Origin of the sequence: Acinetobacter sp. ANC 4779, assembly GCF_004331055.1 — a bacterium.
In the GTDB taxonomy this organism is placed as follows: domain Bacteria; phylum Pseudomonadota; class Gammaproteobacteria; order Pseudomonadales; family Moraxellaceae; genus Acinetobacter.
Genome location: NZ_SJNU01000011.1, coordinates 100,245 through 120,268 on the forward strand (window position 1 = coordinate 100,245; position 20,024 = coordinate 120,268).

General features: G+C 44.7%; 19 protein-coding genes. 12 read left to right on the forward strand and 7 right to left on the reverse strand.

All coding sequences use genetic code 11. The features are described from left to right. Positions 1-169 precede the first annotated feature (169 nt). From E0H80_RS12935 to ahr, 7 genes are all read left to right on the forward strand, one after another. On the forward strand, positions 170-910 hold the full coding sequence (locus E0H80_RS12935) for a dienelactone hydrolase family protein (RefSeq protein ID WP_131366448.1): 741 nt from the start codon (positions 170-172) through the stop codon (positions 908-910). Positions 911-996: 86 nt separating this feature from the next. Next, on the forward strand, positions 997-1,359 hold the full coding sequence (locus E0H80_RS12940; RefSeq protein WP_131366450.1) for an HIT family protein: 363 nt from the start codon (positions 997-999) through the stop codon (positions 1,357-1,359). 118 nt (positions 1,360-1,477) lie between these two features. After that, entirely contained in the window at positions 1,478-2,512 is a 1,035-nt protein-coding gene (mutY, locus tag E0H80_RS12945; RefSeq protein WP_131366452.1) for an A/G-specific adenine glycosylase, read from the forward strand. Between the two features lie 61 nt (positions 2,513-2,573). Then, positions 2,574-3,116 carry a M23 family metallopeptidase gene (locus E0H80_RS12950; protein ID WP_131366454.1) on the forward strand — a complete coding sequence of 181 codons (543 nt, stop codon included), beginning with the start codon at positions 2,574-2,576 and terminating at the stop codon, positions 3,114-3,116. Between the two features lie 17 nt (positions 3,117-3,133). Then, entirely contained in the window at positions 3,134-3,379 is a 246-nt protein-coding gene (locus tag E0H80_RS12955; RefSeq protein ID WP_131366456.1) for a hypothetical protein, read from the forward strand. 21 nt (positions 3,380-3,400) lie between these two features. Next, positions 3,401-3,973: a DNA-3-methyladenine glycosylase I gene (locus E0H80_RS12960; RefSeq protein WP_131366458.1), complete on the forward strand. Its 573-nt coding sequence runs from the start codon at positions 3,401-3,403 to the stop codon at positions 3,971-3,973. A 31-nt stretch (positions 3,974-4,004) separates the two neighbouring features. Further along, positions 4,005-5,027 carry an NADPH-dependent aldehyde reductase Ahr gene (ahr, locus tag E0H80_RS12965; RefSeq protein WP_131366460.1) on the forward strand — a complete coding sequence of 341 codons (1,023 nt, stop codon included), beginning with the start codon at positions 4,005-4,007 and terminating at the stop codon, positions 5,025-5,027. An 84-nt stretch (positions 5,028-5,111) separates the two neighbouring features. Here ahr and E0H80_RS12970 read toward each other — a convergent pair whose 3' ends face one another. Then, positions 5,112-6,002 carry a LysR family transcriptional regulator gene (locus E0H80_RS12970; RefSeq protein ID WP_131366462.1) on the reverse strand — a complete coding sequence of 297 codons (891 nt, stop codon included), beginning with the start codon at positions 6,000-6,002 and terminating at the stop codon, positions 5,112-5,114. Between the two features lie 116 nt (positions 6,003-6,118). On the opposite strand from E0H80_RS12970, the gene dkgB reads away from it, so the two are divergent. Together dkgB and E0H80_RS12980 are read left to right on the forward strand one after the other, a co-directional pair. Next, a complete protein-coding gene (dkgB, locus tag E0H80_RS12975) occupies positions 6,119-6,922 on the forward strand; it encodes a 2,5-didehydrogluconate reductase DkgB (RefSeq protein ID WP_131366464.1) in 804 nt (267 codons plus the stop codon). A gap of 9 nt (positions 6,923-6,931) precedes the next feature. Continuing rightward, positions 6,932-8,107 (forward strand): MFS transporter, encoded by a 1,176-nt coding sequence (locus E0H80_RS12980; protein ID WP_131366466.1) that lies wholly within the window; start codon positions 6,932-6,934, stop codon positions 8,105-8,107. A 61-nt stretch (positions 8,108-8,168) separates the two neighbouring features. Here E0H80_RS12980 and E0H80_RS12985 read toward each other — a convergent pair whose 3' ends face one another. Together E0H80_RS12985 and dapB are read right to left on the reverse strand one after the other, a co-directional pair. Continuing rightward, entirely contained in the window at positions 8,169-8,813 is a 645-nt protein-coding gene (locus tag E0H80_RS12985) for an START domain-containing protein (protein WP_131366468.1), read from the reverse strand. Between the two features lie 58 nt (positions 8,814-8,871). Next, the gene (gene dapB / locus E0H80_RS12990; protein WP_131366470.1) at positions 8,872-9,693 is read right to left on the reverse strand and encodes a 4-hydroxy-tetrahydrodipicolinate reductase; all 822 of its coding nucleotides are present in this window, start codon (positions 9,691-9,693) and stop codon (positions 8,872-8,874) included. A 281-nt stretch (positions 9,694-9,974) separates the two neighbouring features. Between dapB and E0H80_RS12995 the strand changes: the two genes are divergently transcribed. Continuing rightward, positions 9,975-10,232: a hypothetical protein gene (locus tag E0H80_RS12995; RefSeq protein WP_131366472.1), complete on the forward strand. Its 258-nt coding sequence runs from the start codon at positions 9,975-9,977 to the stop codon at positions 10,230-10,232. Between the two features lie 53 nt (positions 10,233-10,285). On the opposite strand, the gene dnaJ is transcribed toward E0H80_RS12995, so the two are convergent. The 4 genes from dnaJ to E0H80_RS13015 form a co-directional block, all read right to left on the reverse strand. Beyond that, on the reverse strand, positions 10,286-11,398 hold the full coding sequence (gene dnaJ / locus E0H80_RS13000; RefSeq protein WP_067864815.1) for a molecular chaperone DnaJ: 1,113 nt from the start codon (positions 11,396-11,398) through the stop codon (positions 10,286-10,288). A gap of 106 nt (positions 11,399-11,504) precedes the next feature. After that, on the reverse strand, positions 11,505-11,882 hold the full coding sequence (locus E0H80_RS13005) for a hypothetical protein (protein WP_131366474.1): 378 nt from the start codon (positions 11,880-11,882) through the stop codon (positions 11,505-11,507). 133 nt (positions 11,883-12,015) lie between these two features. Then, positions 12,016-15,174, reverse strand: a complete 3,159-nt coding sequence (locus E0H80_RS13010; protein WP_131366476.1) for an efflux RND transporter permease subunit — start codon at positions 15,172-15,174, stop codon at positions 12,016-12,018. Beyond that, a complete protein-coding gene (locus tag E0H80_RS13015; protein ID WP_131366478.1) occupies positions 15,171-16,277 on the reverse strand; it encodes an efflux RND transporter periplasmic adaptor subunit in 1,107 nt (368 codons plus the stop codon). Before E0H80_RS13015 ends, E0H80_RS13010 begins: the two co-directional genes overlap by 4 nt. A gap of 145 nt (positions 16,278-16,422) precedes the next feature. On the opposite strand from E0H80_RS13015, the gene E0H80_RS13020 reads away from it, so the two are divergent. Both E0H80_RS13020 and ppc read left to right on the forward strand, forming a co-directional pair. After that, on the forward strand, positions 16,423-17,046 hold the full coding sequence (locus E0H80_RS13020) for a TetR/AcrR family transcriptional regulator (protein ID WP_131366480.1): 624 nt from the start codon (positions 16,423-16,425) through the stop codon (positions 17,044-17,046). 171 nt (positions 17,047-17,217) lie between these two features. Beyond that, positions 17,218-19,902 carry a phosphoenolpyruvate carboxylase gene (gene ppc / locus E0H80_RS13025; protein ID WP_131366482.1) on the forward strand — a complete coding sequence of 895 codons (2,685 nt, stop codon included), beginning with the start codon at positions 17,218-17,220 and terminating at the stop codon, positions 19,900-19,902. Positions 19,903-20,024: the final 122 nt, after the last annotated feature.

Genomic DNA, 20,024 nt, shown 5'->3' on the forward strand with positions numbered 1-20,024 from the left:
TATATTTATTAACTTGTTATATTTTCAAATCACCTGATTTAACAGCATGTTTCAATTTATTGATAATAATATGCAATCAAAATAAATCGATCTTGTACAATCACTAAAGACATTTATTTTCATATTTTAATCAATAATATTTTCTTCATTCATTACAAGGATTGAATCCATGACTTTAACAATCAAAACTCGCGAAATTCAGTACACTGCTGCAGATGGAACACATTTGATTGGATACTTTGCAGCACCTGAATCAGAAACACCCATCGCGGGCGTGATTGTAGCACCTGAATGGTGGGGACGTAATGAATACACCGAACAGCGTGCCCGTGAGCTTGCGGAACATGGTTATGCAGCCCTTGCCATTGATATGTATGGCGAGAAGAAAGTCACCACGGCAGTGCCAGAAGCCAGTGAATGGATGATGCAAACCTTTGAAGATCCTGAAACAATTGTGACTCGTGCGTCCGCAGGTTTGGTCACATTAGCAGCGCAACAAGAAGTAAATGCAGATAAACTGGCTGCTATAGGCTTCTGTTACGGTGGCAAAGTAGTGCTTGATCTGGCACGTTCTGGTGCTCCTTTACAAGCGGTGGTCACGTTCCATGGTAACTTGACACCGAAAGCACCTGCACAGCCCGGAAAAGTCAAAGCGGAAATTTTAGTACTCCACGGCGAACTCGACAGCATGGTCAGCCTGGATGATGTCGCACGTTTTAAAGAAGAAATGCATGCAGCTCAAGTCGAGCATGAAGTGATTGTCTTTGAAGGTGCCAAACATGGTTTTAGCAACCCACTTGCTGATGAACGTGCCCAAGCCAATAATGTTGATCTTGGCTATAATGCAGCCGCAGAACAACAAGGCTTATCTGCCATGTACGAGTTATTAAAAACTCGACTTGGTCAATAGCAATGAAGCTAAAGATGGCGGTGCCATCTTTAGCCCTCCAGTGAGCTGGATATTTTAAAAATTATATTTTTAAAGAGGATAGAATAATGACTGAAAACAACTGCCCCTATTGCAACTTTGATGAATATGACATCATTGATAAAAATGACTTTGGTGTGATTGTACCTGAGCTGAATGCATTATCCAAAGGTCACTCTGTCATTGTTCCTCTACGCCATGTCAGCTCTTTTTTCGATGTTACTGACAAAGAACGTAAAAGCTTAATGTCCTTACTTGAGCTTGCACGTAATGAGCTGCAGCTGCGCCACCACCCTTCTGGCTTTCATATTGGTTTCAATGATGGCAGTGTATTTGGTGAAGCCTCTGAACATTTGCACATTCATATTATCCCGCGTTATGAAGGTCAAACCTTAAAACTGGATGAGCGCTGGGGCATGACCAATGAGTAAATAATAGATTTTAATAATTTAAAAATGATGCTGCGGCATCATTTTTTATCTCTGCTCACCACCGCAATGCTGCACGGTTTTCGTTATACTATTCATCTATTCCCAATACGCGGTTCGCATGTCACAGTTTTCTTTTTCCGATGCCCTTCTTTCCTGGTTCGATGTCCATGGTCGTCATGATTTGCCGTGGCAAGTGGTCGATGATCCCTATAAGGTTTGGGTGTCTGAAATTATGTTACAGCAAACTCAAGTCAAAACCGTACTGCAATATTTTGATCGCTTTATCACACGCTTTCCCACGGTTAAAGATTTAGGCCTTGCCAGTTGGGATGATGTTGCGCCTTATTGGGCAGGTCTGGGCTACTATGCGCGCGCACGAAATTTACATAAAGCTGCGGGAATGGTGGCACGTCAGGGACATTTTCCAACCACATTAGAGCAATGGATTGAACTTCCCGGAATCGGCCCTTCGACTGGCGGTGCACTCATGTCGCTGGGTTTGCGTCAATACGGCGTGATTATGGATGGCAATGTCAAACGGGTCTTGGCGCGTTTCTTTGCCATTGAAGATGATCTGTCTAAGCCGGTTCATGAACGTGCGATGTGGCAACTGGCAGAACAGCTGTGCCCTGTTGAGCGTAATCATGACTATACCCAGGCGATTATGGACTTGGGCGCAACCGTATGCACCCCGAAAAAACCGCTGTGTTTATATTGCCCCATGCAACCTCATTGTAAAGCCCATCAACAGGGTTTAGAAACTGAACTACCTTTTAAAAAACCGAAAAAAGCCGTGCCGGTCAAATCGGCACAGGTTTTAGTCAATCAGTCGAATGGTCAGTGGTTATGGCAACAACGTCCGAATAGCGGCTTATGGGGCGGCTTATGGTGCTTGCCGATTATTGAAAATCCAATTGAATTTGAAACTCTGTGCCAGACTTTAGGACTCAAAAAAGTCATTCAACGAGCTGAAATCACGCATAGCTTTACTCATTTTACCTGGCAACTTGAAGCCATCTGCTTTGAGGTAGATGCAGAGCAGCAAGAACATCTTTCCATTGAATTAGGCGGTAGCTGGTTAGCTCCCAATATTGTCAGCGAAATGGGTATTCCTACCGCGATGAAAAAATTGATCTCTACCATCAATTTATGACATAGTCAGGCACTGTAACTCTTATAATTTTCACATAAATCAGAATGAAAAAGGATGAATTGTGCTGCGTTTTATTTATGCCTTATTACTGGGTTTTAGCGTGCTATGGATTGCTGCATGTACCTCAAGTCCGAAAAAAACTTCAACACCCCCTCTTCCGCCTGCTCAGGTACAAAAGCTGGAAAGTATGCAATTGAAATCTTCATTGCCTATTCCGGTGCACAATATAAAAGCCAGACAGTTACGCGACACTTGGGCAGCTTCGCGAAGTAACGGACGCACCCACGAAGGCATTGACATCATGGCTCCACGTGGAACAAAAGTGCTGAGTGCCACAGAAGGTTTAATTGCTGACTTACGCAATAACAATTTGGGTGGTAAAGTGGTTTGGATTATGGGGCCTGGCGGAACCTGGCATTACTATGCTCATTTGGATAAGCATAAACGCGGCTTAAACGTCGGCGATTATGTCAAAAAAGGTCAATTGATTGGTTATGTCGGCAATAGCGGCAATGCCCGTCATACGGCACCGCATTTGCACTATGGAATTTACCTAGAGGGTAAAGGTCGTGGTGTGGTCAATCCCTATCCTTATTTACGTTAATTTTTTAGGAACTATTCATGTCAGAAGCGTTGATCAATCGTCTGGTCGAATTTGCTGAATCAGGCAATCAACAAAAAATTGTTTTGGCTGGACAAAGCCATCAAGGCTGGGTGATGGAAATTACCGAAGAAGCGCTTTTGATCAGCACCGGTTTTGCCGAAAAAACCGGACAAGACAGGTGGATTCAGTTCAGCGACTTGCCCCAGGCAGAGCTTTATTATTGGGATAGTCAACAGGATCAGTGGGCTGAATTCAAGCTTTAAGCCCCTTCAGGAGCATCAGAAATGTCGATTCAACGCTGTGGTTGGTGCTCGAATGATGCTCTTTATATCGCTTATCATGATCATGAGTGGGGCAAAGCCAGTCATGATGAAGCGCATTTATTTGAAATGCTGTGTCTGGAAGGACAACAAGCAGGTTTGTCTTGGATTACCGTGCTGAAAAAGCGCGACAGTTATCGACAGCAGTTCTTTCAATTTTCAATTGAAACCATTGCCTCCTTTACAGATGAACAACTTCAGCTGAAATGTGAAGATGCTAGTCTAATACGGCATATCGGCAAGCTTAAAGCCATTCGTGACAACGCTATTGCGTGGCAACATTTAACCCAAGAATTAAAGCAACAACAGAGCAATGTCAGTGAATGGTTATGGTGTTTTGTTGAACATCAGGTCATTCACAATGATGTCCCGGACTATCGTCAGGCACCCGCCCAAACCGAAATCAGTATTTCCCTATCCAAAGCCTTAAAAAATAAGGGCTTTAAATTTATTGGCCCCACCACCTGTTATGCTTTTATGCAGGCAGTCGGTATGGTCGATGATCATGAAAATCATTGCTCTTTTAAATCATTTTAAAACACCAACAAGATAATAAAAGGATTCTCTCATGAGTGACAATATCATCCATGCCTATGCCGCTATGAAAGCGGGTGCAGAACTTGAACCCTATCAATTTGATGCCGGAGAATTACAAGCGCATCAGGTTGAAGTCAAAGTTGAATATTGCGGTTTATGCCATTCTGATGTTTCTGTAATTAATAATGAGTGGAGCTCGTCGGTTTATCCGGTGGTTGCCGGTCATGAGATTATTGGTACCATTAGTCGGTTGGGTTCAGAAGCCAAAGGCTTGAAAGTTGGACAACGCGTCGGTATTGGCTGGACAGCTGAAAGTTGCCAGCATTGTGATCCGTGTGTATCAGGCCAACAAGTATTATGTACTGGTCGCCCAGTAGCCACCATTGTCGGTCATGCCGGTGGTTTTGCCGATAAAGTCCGTGCTGGATGGCAGTGGATTATTCCTCTTCCTGAAGATTTAGCTCCAGAAAGTGCAGGTCCGCTGCTGTGTGGCGGGATCACGGTATTTGATCCGATTCTTAAACATCAAATTCAGGCCATCCATCATGTTGGCGTCATCGGCATTGGTGGCTTAGGTCATATGGCGATTAAACTCTTAAAAGCTTGGGGCTGTGAAATTACTGCTTTTACCTCAAATTTAGATAAAAGTGATGAACTCAAAGCTATGGGCGCTGATCATGTGGTGAATAGCCGCGACGGCGCAGCGCTCAAAGCACAGCGTGGCAAACTTGATTTATTATTAAGTACTGTCAATGTGAGCCTAGATTGGTCAGCTTACCTCAATACGCTGGCGCCAAACGGTACCATGCATATGTTGGGTGCTGTTTTAGAACCGATAAAAGTTTCTGCTTTTATGCTGATTGGGGGTTCAAAATCGGTTACTGGCTCACCTACCGGTTCACCTGCTGCATTACGTCAATTGCTAAAATTTGCGGCACGTAAAAATATTGCGCCACAAGTTGAACTCTATCCAATGTCACAAGTGAATGAGGCTTTAGAGCGACTCCATTCTGGCAAAGCGCGTTACCGGATTGTGTTAAAAGCGGATTTTTAATTTTTATTTGATCTCGCTGAATTTAAATCTGCCTAGCCGCAATGCTTGGGCAGATTTTTTTTGGAAATTCCACCATTAAATTCCTTATAAATACACAGCTAACTTCTGTGCCAAAAACTCGATAAATAGACGTACGCGTTTCGGCAGGTGTTCTTGTCGATAATAAACTGCATGGATTTTTTGATAATGCAGGTCAATTTGATCTTCAAATAAGGCTTTCAGGCGACCTGCCTGTAAATCTTCCTGTATTAAAAATCGGGATAAACAGGTAATTCCTACCCCTTGTAAAGCCAGTTGCCTCACCGTTTCACCATTAGAGGCTTTAATTTTTGGATGCGCCGTAAATGCTTCACCATTGAACTGAATCGGCCAGGTATTTAAATGAGTCGGATGGCTAAAACCCAATAAAATATGTGAGGCTAAATCCTCTGAGGACTGCGGTATGGCATGTTGTTCTAAATAGGATGGACTCGCGACAATATATAAACGGCTGCGGTACAACAATTTGGCATGTAAGCTGGAGTCGTGCAGCTCGCCAAAACGGATCGCAACATCAGTTTTATGTTCGAGCAAATCAATCACCTGATCATGATTACTCAGTTCAATTTCAATATTCGGATATTGCTGCATAAACTCCTGCATTACAGGCACGATTACATGCAAGATAAAAGGAGTTGCAGAATCAACCCGAACCAATCCGGAAGTATCACTGTCCGACTTCAGTAAAGCATCTTCGGCTTCGGCCAAGTCATTTAAAATTTTGCGGGCTTTTGCCAGAAATAACTGACCTTCCTGGGTCAGTTTCAGCTTGCGTGTGGTGCGTTCCAACAAGGTCACATTCAGCTTGTTTTCCAGCCGTTGCAAGGCACGACTGACACCCGATGTGGTTTGTCCCAAACGTTCTGCTGCCATGACAATTGAACCACTGTCCACAATAGTGACAAAGGCATGGAGTTCCTCAATGGTCGATTTCATCTTCCACTCATTTATTGATTTTCAATCAATAATATTTTGCAAATTAACCGGTTTTTTAGCAATAATAAAGGCATCAAAATAATACCCATCTTAAAAACTTAAATATTGAGTAAACCATGATTGTGCCAAAATTTGGTCTCGGAACTTTTCGCTTATCTGGGCAGACCGTGATTGATTCTGTTAAGACTGCACTTGAAGTCGGTTATCGCGCAGTCGATACTGCGCAAATTTATGCCAATGAAGCAGAAGTAGGACAAGCGATTGCTGAAAGTCAGGTCAATCGAGACGAGCTATTTATCACCACTAAAATCTGGACAGACAATTTCGCATCGGAAAAACTGATTCCCAGTCTGAAAGACAGTTTGCGAAAACTGCGGACTGACGCCGTCAATCTCACCTTGATTCATTGGCCTGCACCGAAAATGGGAGTCTCTATTGCTGAAGTGATGCAGGCTTTATTAGACGCAAAACAGCAAGGCTTGACCGAGCATATCGGGATTTCCAACTTCAATATTGAACTGACTCATCAAGCAATTGACAGCATTGGTCTAGAACATATTGCGACCAACCAGATTGAACTCAGCCCCTATTTGCAAAACCATCACTTGGTAGATTTTTTACAAGCGCAAAATATTGATGTTACTTCTTATATGACTTTGGCTTATGGCAAAGTACTGAACGATCCCGTGCTGCTGGATATTGCCGCACAGCATCAGGCTTCAACTGCCCAAATCGCTTTAGCCTGGGCAATGCAACAAGGCTTTGCCGTAATTCCATCCTCAACCAAACGTGAACATTTAATTGCCAATTTACAGGCACAACAGATTCAACTGACAAAGGATGAAATGGCGAACATTGCCCGACTCAACCGTAATGCACGTGAAATCAGTCCTGAACAACTTGCACCGCTTTGGGATTAAAATTAGCTGATGAAAATTAACTTTCCTTTACTGGCTCTTGCTGTGGGTGCTTTTGCCATTGGCACCACCGAATTTTCTCCGATGGGGTTTTTACCTGAAATTGCACAGGACTTGGAGGTTTCGATTCCCAGTGCCGGCATGCTGATCAGTGCCTATGCCCTTGGAGTCATGTTGGGCGCACCGCTGATGACTTTATGGCTGAGTCGTTATTGCAAACGTAAATCCCTGATTTTACTGATGGCAATTTTTACTATTGGCAATATTCTGGCCATGCTTGCACCAAGCTATTTAGGACTCATGGGTGCTCGAATCATCACCAGTTTAAATCACGGCGCGTTTTTTGGAATCGGTTCGGTGGTGGCTGCCAGCATTGTGCCGAAAGATAAACAGGCCAGTGCTGTGGCGATGATGTTTATGGGACTGACTATTGCCAATATTGGCGGTGTACCGCTGGCCACCTGGATTGGACAAAATATGGGTTGGCGCATGTCTTTTCTCGGTATCTCTGCCCTTGGTCTCGTTACCATGTTTGCTCTGTGGAAAGCCTTGCCTGACGGTGAAAGCAGTCATCGACCGAATATCAAACAGGAGCTGAAAGTCCTGACCCGTTTACCTGTGGTACTGGCTTTACTGACGACGGTAATGAGTGCCGGTGCGATGTTCACTTTATATACTTATATTGCACCCAGCTTAAAAAGCTTTACTCATGCTTCACCTGAACTGATCACCCTGATGCTGGTACTGATTGGAGTCGGTTTTTCTATCGGCAATCATTGGGGCGGTAAATTTGCCGATCTGTCCTTAGATAAAACCCTGATTGGATTTTTACTGCTGTTAATTGCAATGATGTTGCTGTTCCCTGTTTTGGCCACCACAACCCTAGGAGCAGCAGTTGCATTGATTATTTGGGGGGCTGCTGCTTTTGCCGTAGTTCCTCCGCTGCAAATGCGAGTGATGTCGGTAGCACAGGATGCGCCTGGTTTGGCTTCTTCGGTGAATATTGGTGCCTTTAACTTGGGTAATGCATTAGGCGCGATTGCTGGAGCCAGTGTGCTGAATATAGGTCTCAGCTATACCGCAGTTTCATTTACCGGTGCAGGATTGAGTGCACTGGCGTTGCTGTTGATATTGCTTCAAATGAAACTTGCAGCTAATAAAGCAGTGGATTACCAACCTTGCACATAAAATCCATTTCAACATATATCCAAAAAAAGTCCGCATCATGCGGACTTTTTAATGTTATGGATTAACGCAAAGCTTCAGGCAAGGCAGCACTACTAGAGGGTTTGCCGAGTTCGGTTTTCATTTTTTGCAGCATCTGATAGGGTTGCTGCTGTACAAACATATTCACAAAGCTTAAAGGAATAGCACCTTCAGGATTGGCATAGCCATAGGTTGAAACTTTAATTTTATTATTGGCAAGTTTCTGAAAGGTCCAGTCGCCTTCATAATGAGTGAGACGTACATAATCGGGATTTTTGGCATAGCCTTTATCGACTGCTTTATTTTTAATCGTGATGATACCTTGGGCATCTTTCATCATTTTGCCTTGTACCACCAAATCACGATCTTTCAGCGGAAAAGGGAAATCCAGCACCATATACAATAAAAATTCGCCTTTTTTGTCATCTCGCGACAACACTTTAATACTGCCCATATACGGCACCCATTGCACTGCATGATCAATATCTAAAATCAGACCAACCGCTTTTTCTAAAGGAGCATCATAGGTGGTTTCAGCTTTGTATAAAAATACCGGGTTTTGACTGTTTTGAAAGGTCCACACTTTAATATTGTTTTTATTAATGCTGAGCTTGGCATTATCGGCAGGTTTAGCCTGTACTGTAGCCAACATTGCTACAGCACAAGCCATCAATATCACTTTTTTCATTCCGTTGAGCATCTTATTTTAATTTTGTTGTCTTGTTATAAATGATTTTGATGCATTTTTATACTTGAATATCGTTAAATCCAAGTACATCTTTCATGTCATATTTACCTGCTTCACGGCCCACGACCCATGCAGCAGCACGGATTGCACCTGAAGCAAAGTTCATGCGATTGGTCGCTTTATGGGTAATTTCAACACGCTCGCCATCGGCAATAAACATGACGGTATGTTCACCCACGATGTCACCACCACGAATAGTCTGAAAACCGATACTTTTGCGCTCACGCGGACCGGTATGCCCTTCACGGCAATACACCGCATCTTCTTTTAAGTCACGCCCCAAAGCACCGGCAATTGCCTCACCCATCATTAGGGCTGTACCCGATGGCGCATCCACTTTATGACGGTGATGGGCTTCGATTACTTCAATATCGACCGTGTCACCAAATACTTTAGAGGCAAGTTCCAACAGTTTGATTGAAACATTGACACCGACAGAATAGTTCGCGGCATAGACTACTGGGGTTTGGGTTGCGCTGTCATCAAGAAAGGCTTTTTGTTCATCATTCATGCCTGTGGTACCAATTACAATGGCCACGCCGGCTTCACGGCACAATTTTAAATGCTGTGCAGTGGCAAGCGGTGCAGTGAAATCCACCACTACATCACAGTCTTTTAATACGTCTTGCAGATTGCCAACCACCTTCACGCCCACCGCACCAATACCGGCAAGCTCGCCTGCATCTGCACCAATCAAGCTGCTTTCAGGGCGTTCCACAGCCGCTGCAAGTTGGTAACCTGCTTCTTTAACGGCTTGAACAAGGATGCGTCCCATACGACCGCCTGCACCCAATACACCAATGCGTGGAGCTGCTGACATAACATATTCCTAATGTTGATTCTAAATTGTTCTTACTATAGCAAAACTCTGTACTAACACTAAATTTCAGTCTGAAAAAATTTTATTGAAAGCCGGTTAACCCGTCATCTTGGATATTGATGCCAAAGCACAATAAAATGGCTCAGTCCAAGCCGATTGCTGTATGGAAAGTTCCATATTAAAAATAAATGATTTTGCTACGAATTTTCATCTCCCTGTAAACATCACTGCGCAGACTACGCGACACGAATGATCAAAAGATGAATTATAAGGAGATCAGCATGCATTCGAAAAAAATCGCATTAAGCATTTTTATGGCAACAGTCCTCACTACCGCATGGGCAGAACCAGCAACCCAAGCCGGAGATACTTTAGAAAGCTTATCGCAAGTGAAAATAAATATCCGTACCCATAACGCTACACCGGCTCAAGCTGCAAATCATCCGGCAGCGACCAAGCAAGAACCGGCTGATCAAGCAGTAACGCAAAGGGTAGATGTCGGTGCGATTGATCAACCCATCAGCAATGAACCAATTTAAGCGCATAAAAAAGGGTGATATCAAGATCACCCTTTTTTAACCGTCATTTGAAATTAATCAAACAGACCGAAAAACGATTTTTTCTTTGGAGATGATTTGCTGTCTTCACCATCCATCGTTTCTTGCAATTCTTTTAACAGCTCACGTTGGCGAGCAGTCAAATTCACCGGTGTTTCGATCACGACGCGGCAGAGTAAATCACCTTGCATACTGGTACGCACAGGTTTAACCCCTTTACCACGCAGACGGAACATTTTACCGGTTTGAGTTCCCTCAGGAATTTTCAAACTGACACGGCCATCGAGGGTTGGAATTTGAATTTCTTTACCCAAAGCTGCATCAGCAATGCTGACAGGCACATCCATATACAGGTCGGCACCATCGCGCTGGAAAATTTCATGTTCACGAACCACAACTTCAACGTATAAGTCGCCTGACTGACCATCACGAATCGCTTCGCCTTTGCCGGTTAAACGTACGCGGTCGCCATTGTCCACGCCTGCAGGAATAGTGACTTCCAGCGTTTGTTGACGATCCGACACACCCGAACCATGACATTTATTACATGGGTTCTTGATGATGGTACCTTGACCACGACAGGTGCTACAGGTTTGCTGAACAGAGAAGAAACCCTGTTGCATACGCACTTGACCAGCACCATGACAGGTTTTACAGGTTTCAACATCTTTCGGATTTTTTGACCCTTTACCATCACAGGCATCACAAGGTGCAGGTGCACTAAAGGTAATGGTTTTTTTCACGCCCTTGACTGCTTCTTCAAGAGTCAATTCCATGACGTAGCGAAGGTCGGAGCCACGACGTGCGCGTTGTTGTTGACGACCGCCGCCACCAAAAGCGCCACCAAAGATATCGCCAAACTGGCTAAAGATATCTTCTGCACTGAAACCACCACCAAAGCCGCCACCGCCGCCCATACCGCCTTCAAAGGCATTGTGCCCCATACGGTCATACATGCTGCGTTTTTCGCCATCAGATAAAATTTCATAAGCTTCAGCAGCTTCTTTAAATTTATCTTCAGCTTCAGGGTTGTCTGGATTGCGGTCCGGATGATATTTCATCGCCAACTTACGGTAGGCTTTTTTAATTTCATCATCACTAGCGGTTTTAGCGACGCCCAAAACCTCATAATAATCACGTTTAGCCATGTCTGGCGATGCTCCTCACGGAATTTGATTAATGCTTAACTGTGGACTGAAATTGGGGGTCAATCCAAATTTTACAAGGGGAATGATGGAAAAAAATTTAGCCAGCTTAGAAAACGGCTTTATTTTTTAAAAATCGAGAGATACCTTTAAGCCATGCATTAAGCAAAAACAAAAAGGCGATAATCGTAAATATTACCCCAGCAACGGTACAACCGGTTACCCAAAGTGCGCTATCCCAATAAAAGAAAATCAGTGGAATAAACCAGAGGGCAGCAAATACCACTAAAATAGAGTAAATCACAATATTTCGCATTACCCAAAGCCCTTGAGCTTCAAGCCATACTTCAGCACTATCCACTTTTGTGACTTTGCGCGCAAACCAGTAAGCAAATATGCCACTAATCACGGTAAATAAAGCAAAGAACATGAAGACATAAGAGATCGCAATGGAACGGCGAAGTCGGCTTAAGTTGTCTTGCTTCATGTGCTTTTTAACCCCATTCACTACACGTTTAGTTTTTTAATACGCAGTAAATTGCTTTATAGAAATGTATACAAATATCAAGTGCTACTATATTGAAATTTTCAATATTTCGCACCTGATTATTATCAAAAATTTATGTACTTTGCTGGTTTTTTTTCACTTTAAAGCATTGTGCATACAATGCAGGCAAGAAGAACAAGGTTAACAGGGTGGCAATGATCAATCCGCCCATAATGGCAACCGCCATCGGACCAAAGAAAATACTGCGCGATAAAGGAATCATCGCCAATACCGCGGCCAATGCCGTCAGCACAATCGGACGACAACGGCGCATGGTCGCATCCACAATGGCTGACCAAGGATCATGTCCTTCTTGAATATCCTGTTCAATCTGATCAATCAGAATTAAAGAATTTCGCATGATCATGCCAGAAAGTGCAATCGTGCCCAACATCGCCACAAAACCAAAAGGCTTATTGAACAATAACAGGAATAACACCACCCCGATTAAGCCCAAAGGTGCCGTTAACAAAACAATTAGCGCACGCGAGATACTCTTGAGCTGAATCATCAACAAGGTCATGACCACCGCCAGGAAAAATGGCATACCGGCATTGACCGAGTTTTGTCCGCGTGCCGACTCTTCTACGGTTCCGCCCACTTCAACCAGATACCCCCCTGGCAGTTCGGCTCGCAGCTGATCCATTTTATCAGCCAGTTCTCCGACCACGGTGGCTGGCTGTAATTTGCTGCGGATATCGGCCCGCACGGTAATGGTCGGCAAGCGGTTACGATGCCAAATCAGACCATCTTCAAAGTCGTATTCAATTTTGGCAATTTGCGCCAGCGGTACCGAACCCCCATTGGCAGTGGGCACGGCCAGACTGGACAAGGCCTCAACACCCACTCGTTCAGCCTGATCACCCCGCAGACGAATTTCAATCAATTCACGTTTTTCACGATATTGATTAATGGTGGCCCCACTGATTGAACTGTTTAAAAAATTGGCTAAATCCAGACTCGACACGCCCATTTGACGGGCACGATCCTGATCAATATTCAAATGAATGACTTTGCTTGGCTCACCCCAATCCAGATGCACATTGCTGGTATTGGGATTATCTCCCACCACAGCAGCCACTTTGTGCGCCCACTGACGGACCAGATGCAAGTCTTCACCAGAAACACGATATTGCAGTGGATAACCGACCGGCGGGCCATTTTCTAATAGCGATACACGGGTACGCACATCCGGCAACAATTTACGGATTTCCTGATCTAAAGATTGACGAATTTCATCACGATCATCCAGGGAAGATGCCAAGACCACAAACTGGGCAAAACTGGCCTGTGGAAGCTGTTGGTCTAGCGGTAAATAAAAACGGGTTGAACCTGTGCCGACATAGGCCACATAGTTATCAATCCCCGCTTTGGTCGACAAGAATTTTTCAACTTTTTTCACTGCATTTTCAGTTGAAGTCAGCGATGCGCCTTCTTCCAGTTTTAAATCCACCAAAATTTCGGCACGATTTGATGGCGGGAAAAACTGCTGCGGCACCAGTTTAAACATCAGGACTGACAAGACAAAAATGCCCACCGTTGCGGCAATCACCGTTTTACGGTAGCTCAGACAAGTATCGACCCAAGCTCTAAACTTTTGATAAAACTTGGTCTGGTATGGATCATGATGTTCACCGGCATGATGCTGTACCGGTTGCGGTTCAGGCTGCTTGCATAAACGCGCCCAAAGCCGTTGATACCAGGGTGCTTTTTGGGGCAAATTTGAAAAATCAGGGAGGAGTTTATCACCCAAGTAAGGGACAAAAAGCACTGCGGCAAACCATGACACAATCAGCGCAATGGTCACCACCTGGAAAATGGAACGCGTGTATTCACCGGTACTGGATGCTGCGGTTGCAATCGGCAAGAAACCTGCGGCGGTAATCAAGGTTCCGGTCAGCATGGGAAAAGCGGTGGTCTTCCAGGTAAAGCCTGCGGCCTCAAGCCGGCTATAACCCTGCTCCATTTTAATCGCCATCATCTCGACGGCAATAATGGCATCGTCAACCAATAAACCAAGGGCTAAAATCAGCGCACCCAATGAAATTTTATGCAGCCCGACATCGAATAAATTCATGCCGGCAAAGGTCATTGCCAACACCAGTGGAATGGAAAATGCCACCACCAGTCCGGTACGGAAACCCAGTGAAAAGAAGCTGACCAGTAAAACAATAATTACCGCTTCGGCCAACACTTTCATGAATTCATTGACGCTGCGTTTTACCGCAACCGGCTGATCGGAAACCTTTTGTAGCTGCATGCCTAAAGGCAAAGACTTTTGCAATTGCGCAAATTCCGTTTCCAGGTTTTTACCTAAAGCCAGAATATCACCGCCTTTACGCATCGAGACCGCAATACCAATGCCGTTTTCCCCCATAAAGCGCATACGCGGTTGAGCTGGCTCACTAAAGCCGCGATAGACTTCAGCAACATCGCCCAATTGAATGGTTTTACCGGCCACCAACAGTGGCATTTGCTTGAGTTCATCGACACTTTGCAGCTGACCGCTGACCCGCATTTGAATACGGTCAGTACCGGTTTCAAAGAAGCCGGCGCTGGCCACGGTATTTTGCTGCTGCAGCGCTTGTTGAATCGCCGTGACTGGAATGCCGAGCTGAGCAGCTTTGGTATTGGACAGTTCAATCCAGATTTTCTGGTCTTGCAGGCCGATCAGGTTGACCTTGCCGACATCTTTCACCCGTTGCAGCTGGAGCTGCAAGCGGTCGGCATATTCTTTCAATACCCCATAATCAAAATCTTTGCCGGTGAGGACATAAATGTTGCCGAAGGTATCGCCAAACTCGTCGTTAAAAAACGGACCCTGTACGCCACTGGGTAACTGCTGTTTGATATCACCGACTTTTTTTCGGACCTGATACCACACATCTGGAATTTGACTTGAGGGTAAAGAGTCCTTGGCAACAAAAGTCACCATCGATTCGCCCGGACGTGAAAATGCCATGATGCGTTCATACTTGCCCGTGCTCATCAGTTCTTTTTCAATACGGTCAGTGACCTGTAATGAAACTTCTTCAGCGGTTGCACCGGGCCAATAGGTTTGAATCACCATCACCTTAAAGGTAAACGGCGGATCTTCACTTTGCGCCAGTTTGGAATAGGAAACGATTCCGACTATGCCCAAAAGCAGCATAAAATAAAGTATTAAGCCTTTATTTTTCAGTGCCCATTCCGACAGGTTATAACGTGATTGAGAATTCAGGTCTTGCTTCATAATGCAGTCCCTGCCTGAATTTTCACGGCACGGTTTTCACGATTAATCGGCTGGATTTTTTGTTTTTCACGCAGCAAATGCACCCCGCCAATCACCACATAATCATCGGCAGTTAAACCCGATAATACCGGCACACTGTCACGGCCATAGGCGCCCAAAGTGACCGACACTTTACGAATGGTCTGATCAGGTTTCACCACCCAGACATATGCCTGTTGACCGTTGGCAGAGACACTGGATAAAGGCACACTCAATACATTGTGCTCAGTCTTGTTAAAAAACACCCGCGCGCTTTGACCCAGTTGAATGGCAGTATTGCCTTCACCTAACGCCACTTTCACGCTAAAGGTTCGGGATTGATCGGCTGCAGGTGAAATTTCACGCACATAGGCTGCAAATTTATCTTCCGGTTTAGACCACAAGGTGACCCATGCGCTTTGACCCACCTTAATCTCGGAAATGGCCTGTTCAGGCACCCCAATCACCACTTCACGATCACCGGCAATCGCCATTTGATAGGCTGCCTGACCTGCAGCAACAACCTGCCCCACTTCAATATTACGTGCAGTAATCACGCCATTTTTATTGGCCAGCAACTGGTTATAACTGGTTTGGTTACGGCTGACGTCATAATTGGATTGCGCCTGCTTTAAGTTCGAGAGCGCCGCTTTATGCTGGTTATCCACCGCATCATATTGCGAACGACTCACCGCATTCATAGGCAGTAACTGCTTAAAGCGTTTCAGTTCATCTTCAGCATTTTTTGCCGCAGATTGTGCACTTTCCAGTTGAGCATTGGCCGCATTGAGTTGGAGTTGTGCATCTTTAACATCCAGTTTTGCCAGCACTTGACCGACTTTCACCTGATCACCGACATCCACATAACGTTCGATGACCTGTCCCCCCACACGAAATGCCAAAGCAGTTTGCTGGCGTGCCTGCACATCACCGGCATAACTTTTCTGCTCATTATGCGTGCTATTCGGCTGAGTCACCATCACAAAGGGGACCTGTTCTGTTTCCGCAGTATCCGTGCTGCATCCCCACAAGGTCACACTGCAAATGATGATCATGCTAACAACTGCGGTCTTAATTATGCTCATGAATTCGCTCTTATTTAAAAATGTTTTTTAGGGCAAAATAAGGAGTATCTTAAATTGATTACTTTTTAATTAATATACTCACTGGTACATTAATTAAACCACGCCGGTCAAAGCAATGACCTTTTTGATTTTTTTGGAAAAAATTGTGCAAATAAATGTGGGTCGTCCGAAGGATTTGGAAAAACGTCAGCAAATTTTAACTGCGGCAAAAAAGTTATTTTTGAAGTGTGGCTATCAGGGTTCCAGCATGAATCAGATTGCCCAAGAAGCAGGCGTGACCAAACTGACGGTCTACAATCATTTTCAGGATAAAGCCAATTTATTTGTCTGTGCCATTGCAGCGACCTGTGAGGAACTCATCAGTGCTCGGCCACTAAATTTGCAGCCAGACAGTGATTTTAATAAAGAATTTATCCATGCCTGTGACTTGGCGCTGAATATTATTAATTTGCCCGAAGCCATTAAGCTGGAACTGTTGTTACTGGAACTGGCGGCTGAACAAAATCCCCTGGCGCAGAAGTTTTATAATGCTTCGCATCTGCGCATGCATGCCGTTTGGGAAAACTTTTTTCAGCAGGCGATTGAGCTGGGTTTTATTCAAGCAGAAGAATTAAAAACCCTGACCTGGCTGATTGTGTCTTTATTGCTGGGGGTGCGTCATCACGAAGTGTTACTCGGCATTCGTGCCATCCCCACTGCCGCAGAAAAACAGCAGATTATTTTAAGCAGCATTGAATTGTTTATGCTGAAATATCAAAAAACAGCTTAAAAAAATCACGTAAAAAATCATTTAAAAATCAGCTTTCATTTTTCGAACAGCATACTAGGCAGATCAAGTGCTATTTTATCACCAACAGATTACATACTTTTGTCTTCCCCTACTTGGAATGTCATCTAATCGGGGTATATTCAAAACAGAAGCCTAGGGAGAATGAAAAAAATGATTCAACAAATTGATGCTCCACTGCGTGAGGATGTACGCTTACTCGGGAATTTACTGGGAGAGACCCTCAAGGAACATGCAGGTCAAGATTTGTTTAATCAGGTTGAACAAATTCGTGCGCTATCTAAAGGTGCCCGTGATGGTCAGGTTGAAGCAGAAAAACAACTCGAACAACTTTTTTTAAGTCTGGAAGATGAGGAAATTCTTCCCCTGACACGTGCGTTTACCCACTTTCTGAACTTTGCCAATATTGCCGAACAGTACAATGTAGTTCGAAGTCGTCGTAAAAGTGAATTTGATGAACATGCGCCTTCACCAAACCCATTGGATCATCTGTTCCAAAAATTTAAAGCGCATGAAATTTCATCAGACACGCTATTCAAGCAAATTTGCGAACTGAACATTGAACTGGTGCTCACCGCGCATCCAACAGAAATCAGCCGCCGTACCCTGATTCAAAAATATGACGGTATTAATGACTGTTTATTCAAAGCGGACCAACAAAAACTGACTCCGCGTGAACGTAAAGCGGTGCTCGAAGAACTGAAACAGCTGATTTGTTCTGCATGGCAAACTGATGAAATTCGTCAGCACCGCCCGACCCCGGTTGATGAAGCAAAATGGGGCTTTACCACCATTGAACAGACCTTATGGAATGCGGTACCGAAGTTCGTTCGTGAACTGGATGAAATGGTTGAAGCGCACTGCGGACAGCGTTTGCCTTTAAGCATTGCACCGGTTCGTTTTGCTTCCTGGATGGGCGGCGACCGCGATGGTAATCCCAATGTGACGCATAATATTACCCAAGAAGTACTGTGGCTTTCACGCTGGAAAGCCGCCGACTTATACCTGCGTGATATTGAAGACCTGCGCTGGGAACTCTCGATTCAAAACGCAAGTGATGAGCTGATGCAGGCGCTGGGACATCCACATGCAGAACCGTACCGTGAATATCTGCGTGATACCCGTGAACGCTTAAAAGCCACCCGTCATTGGCTGGCTGAAAAATTACAAGGTCATGATGCCGACGACAGTCTGGTGATTAAAAGCAAAGATGAATTATTACAGCCATTATTGCTCTGTTACCGTTCATTGATTGCCTGTAACTTGCCTGAAATTGCCAATGGCAAACTGCTCGACTTTATTCATAGGGTCAACTGTTTTGGTATTGAATTGCTCAAACTGGATATCCGTCAGGAATCCGGTCGTCACCGTCAGGCCATTTCGGCCATTACCGAATATTTAGGCTTGGGCAATTTTGAAACATGGACCGAACAGGCGCGCCAAAACTTCCTGTTGCAAGAATTACAAAGCAAGCGTCCTTTGCTGCCGAAACATTTAAATGAACCTGCACAAAGCCTGATTGAACATCCGGATGTGCAGGAAGTCTTTGCCACCATGCGCACCTTAGCTGAACAACCTAAAGAAAGCTTGGGTGCTTATATTATCTCGATGGCTGAATATCCAAGTGATGTGCTGGCAGTGTTACTGCTGCAAAAAGAAGCCGGTATTAAGCATGCTCTTCGGGTGGTACCGTTATTTGAAACGCTGAAAGATCTGGACGGTGCAGCTGACACCATGAACACCTTGTTCAATATGCACTGGTACAAACAGCATATTCAGGGCAAGCATGAAGTGATGATTGGCTATTCGGATTCTGCCAAAGATGCCGGATTTATGTCGGCCAACTGGGCGCAATACCGTGCGCAGGAAGAACTGACTTCGATTGCACAAAAACATGCCGTGCAGTTGACACTATTTCATGGTCGTGGCGGTTCCATCAGTCGCGGTGGTGCACCGACCCAGCAAGCGCTGTTTTCACAGCCACCGGGTTCTATTTCGGGTGCGATTCGGGTCACCGAACAAGGTGAAATGATCCGCTTCAAATTCGGTCTGGAAGGCATTGCATTACAAAATCTGGAAATTTATACCGCAGCAACGCTGGAAGCAACCTTGTTGCCACCGCCCGTGCCTAAAGATGAATGGCGTCAGTTGATGCACAGCATGACCGATTTGTCGGTACAGGTCTATCGTGAAACGGTACGTGAAAACCCACATTTTGTGAAATATCTGCGCACTGTCACCCCAGAACTAGAACTACAAATGTTGCCTTTAGGTTCACGTCCGGCAAAACGTAAAGTTAGCGGCGGCATTGAATCCTTACGTGCCATTCCCTGGGTATTCGCCTGGACGCAAATTCGCTTGATGTTACCTGCTTGGCTCGGTACAGGTGCTGCGATTAATCAGGTGCTTGATCAAGGTCAAAAACCGCTGCTCGATGAGATGTTGCAACAGTGGCCGTATTTCCAGACCCTGATTGATATGCTGGAAATGGTGCTCTCTAAAGCCGACAGTCATGTGGCCCTATATTACGAATCGCATTTAACCGATGATGAAGATTTAAAAATACTGGGTGAACAGCTGCGTCAACGTTTAAAGGATGCGGTCCAAACCTTGTTGGCTTTAAAAGGTGAATCGCAACTGCTCAGCAGTAACGAAGTCCTCGATCAATCCATGAAAGTGCGTAAACCGTATTTACTTCCACTGCATTTATTACAGGCTGAACTGATGAAACGCCGTCGTCGCTATCTGGCGGAATATCCGGCTGAACATACCCCGGTCGATCACGCTTTGATGGTCAGTATTGCCGGAATTGCCGCAGGTTTGCGTAATACCGGTTAAACATTTCATCTGTACAGCAAAGCACATCTTTATGATGTGCTTTTTTTTTGAGCATCCATGAGCAAAAAACATCATATGGTTTATCAGTGGAATAAGTATGCTTATAAATAATAAGCAGGCGG